The 2,823-nt window shown below is 72.8% G+C and carries 2 protein-coding genes; both read left to right on the plus strand.

All coding sequences use genetic code 11. The annotated features are described in order from the left end of the window. The first annotated feature begins 363 nt into the window (after positions 1-363). Positions 364-1,326: a sirohydrochlorin chelatase gene (locus tag DVH02_RS34390; protein WP_407697715.1), complete on the plus strand. Its 963-nt coding sequence runs from the start codon at positions 364-366 to the stop codon at positions 1,324-1,326. Between the two features lie 160 nt (positions 1,327-1,486). Continuing rightward, positions 1,487-2,767 (plus strand): deoxyguanosinetriphosphate triphosphohydrolase, encoded by a 1,281-nt coding sequence (locus DVH02_RS34395; RefSeq protein ID WP_114627742.1) that lies wholly within the window; start codon positions 1,487-1,489, stop codon positions 2,765-2,767. Positions 2,768-2,823 lie beyond the last annotated feature (56 nt).

Genomic DNA, 2,823 nt, shown 5'->3' on the forward strand with positions numbered 1-2,823 from the left:
CCCTTTGTCCCCATCCGTCGCCATTCGTGCCCCTCCATTGCCCCCCCGCTGCCCCCGTCCCGTCCTGTACGACGACCGGAGCCGCCGATCAGTTCACCCCCTCACCTCCGCCACCTCCGCGCGACATCGATTCCGAACTTCCCTCACTCTAAGTGACGGGTCTGACAGCGCCCTCCGGTCGGCTGTGAGACCAGGGAAAAGACCCGTCACCGCTGCGCAACGGCCAGGCAATCAGCGCCCGGCAGGATGGGACCCATGACGGAGCCGCCGCACGACCCCGAGCCACCCGGCCACCCCGGGTTACTGGTCCGCCCTGTGCCCACGGGCGTGCTTTCGCTCGCCGACTCGTCTCCACCCGCGGACGTGCCTTCGCTCGCCGACTCGTCCCCGCCCGCCGACTTGGCCCCGCTCGTCAGCGCCGGGCAGCTGTTCACGCGTATCACCGCACAGCTCGGACACCAGCTCAGCACCGTCGCACGGAACGGAAACCGCCGGAACATGCACAGCGACACCCCCGCCCTCGTCGTCGTCGCCCACGGCAGCCGCGACCCGCGCACGCTGCGTACCGTCACCACGCTTCTCCACCGGGTGCGCGAGCTACGCCCCGGCCTGGACGTACGGCTCGGCCACATCGAGATCAACGCACCCGCCCTGCCCGACACCCTCGCCGCCCTCGGCTCCGGCCGCGCCGTCCTCGTACCCCTGCTGCTGAGCCGTGGCGTACACGTCAAACGGGACCTGCCGGCGTTCGCAGCCGCTGCCGCTCCCCGCCTGGAGGCCGGGATCGCCGATCCGCTCGGGCCGCATCCACTGCTGGTGGAGGCGTTGTACGAGCGGCTCGTCGAAGCGGGCTGGCCCACGGGCGATCAGCCGCACGGCACGCCCCACACCCGGCGTCACCGTCCCGCCGCGGCCGACACCGGTGTCGTGCTGGCCGCCGCGGGCTCCCGCGACCCCGAGTCCGCCGCCGACACCCGGCGGACGGCCGCCCTGCTCAGCGAGCGGCTCGGCGGAGTCCCCGTCGTCCCCGCGTACGCCTCCGCCGCCTCTCCCACCGTCCCCGAGGCGCTGCGCGCGCTCGCGGCCCGAGGACGCCACCGGGCGGCCGTGGCCTCGTACTTCACCGCCCCCGGCCACTTCGCCACCCGCTCGGCCGCCGCCGCGCCCTGGATCGCCGCCGCGCCGCTCGGCGCCCATCCGGCGCTGGCCCGGCTGCTCCTGCTCCGTTACGAGGCGGCGCTGACGGCTTCCGCAGCGCGCCCAGCTCCCATAGCGCGCCCGGCTCCCATAGCGTGCCTGACCACCGCAGCTACCGCAGCTCCGTAGCTCCGTAGCTCCCGCAGCCCCGTAGCTCCCGTGGCTTCCGCCGCCCCGTAGCCGCTCCGTCTAGCTCCCGCCGCCCCGTAGCTCCCGCCGTGGACACCACTCCTGTCGCTTCCGTCACCTCCGTGCATCCCAAACCGCCCGTTCCGGTTACGGTCGGTGCATGGCAGGCATCTCGTACGACGACGCATCCACCGAGCGCTGGGCCGCCGAGCCCGACAAGCGGCCCGGCCGCACCGCGTTCCAGCGCGACCGCGCCCGGGTGCTGCACTCCGCCGCGCTGCGCAGGCTCGCCGGCAAGACACAGGTGGTGACGCCCGGTTCATGGAGTCAGGAGTGGGATGCCAGCCCCCGCACCAGACTGACCCACTCCCTGGAGTGCGCCCAGGTGGGCCGCGAGCTGGGCGCCGCCCTCGGCTGCGACCCGGATCTCGTCGAGGCCGCGTGCCTCTCCCACGACATGGGCCATCCGCCCTTCGGCCACAACGGGGAGCAGGCGCTCAACGAGTTCGCCGCCGACTGCGGCGGCTTCGAGGGCAACGCGCAGTCGCTCCGGCTGCTCACCCGCATCGAGCCGAAGCGCTTCGTACGGCCGCCGGAGGGCGGCGACCTCGTCAGCGTCGGCCTCAACCTCACCCGTGCCGCCCTGGACGCCGCCACCAAGTACCCGTGGCCGCGCGGCGCCCACCCCACCGAGCCCGATTCGGTGAAGTTCGGGGTGTACGAGGACGACCTGCCCGTTTTCGACTGGGCGCGCAAGGGCGCACCGGCCGACCGCACCTGCTTCGAGGCGCAGGTCATGGACTGGTCCGACGATGTCGCCTACTCCGTCCACGACTTCGAGGACGCCCTGCACGCTGAGCACGTCGACCCCGCGGCGCTCTCCTCCGACACCGAACGGGCCGAGATCTGGTCGGTCGCGATCGGCCGCTACGTACCGGCCGGAACCGATCCGCAGGAGCTGTCCGCCGCGCTCGACCGCCTCATGGCGCGGGAGTGGTGGCCGCACCGCTACGACGGTTCGGCCCTCGCGCAGTCCCGCCTCAAGGACGCCACCAGCCAGCTCATCGGCCGGTTCTGCGAGGCTGCCGAACGGGCGACCAGACAGCGGTACGGTACGGGCCCGCTCACCCGCTACGCCGCCGAACTGGTCGTCCCGCGCGAGGCCCGTCACGAGTGCGCGGTCCTCAAGGCCGTCGCCGACCGCTATGTGATGCAGCGGGCGGAACAGGAGAAGCTCAGGGCCGACCAGCGCGTCGTCCTCGCCGAGCTGGCCGAGGCGCTCACTGCCTGCGCGCCCGAGGGACTCGACCCGCAGTTCCGCGCCTTGTTCGACACGGCGGGCGACGACCGGGCCCGTAAACGCGTCATCGTCGACCAGATCGCGTCGTTGACGGACGCGGCGGCCCGCTCGCTGCACAGAGGACTGACGAACCACGCCTGACAGGCTGCGGGCAGAGGCGCAAGCACAAGACACGAGCACAAGCCCAAGCACAAGCC

Source organism: Streptomyces corynorhini (genome assembly GCF_003346515.1).
In the GTDB taxonomy this organism is placed as follows: Bacteria; Actinomycetota; Actinomycetes; order Streptomycetales; family Streptomycetaceae; genus Streptomyces; species Streptomyces corynorhini.

Excerpts from the sequence above, each read along its gene's own strand:
- DVH02_RS34395 (WP_114627742.1), top strand. The coding sequence starts at position 1,487 with ATGGCAGGCATCTCGTACGACGACGCATCCACCGAGCGCTGGGCCGCC.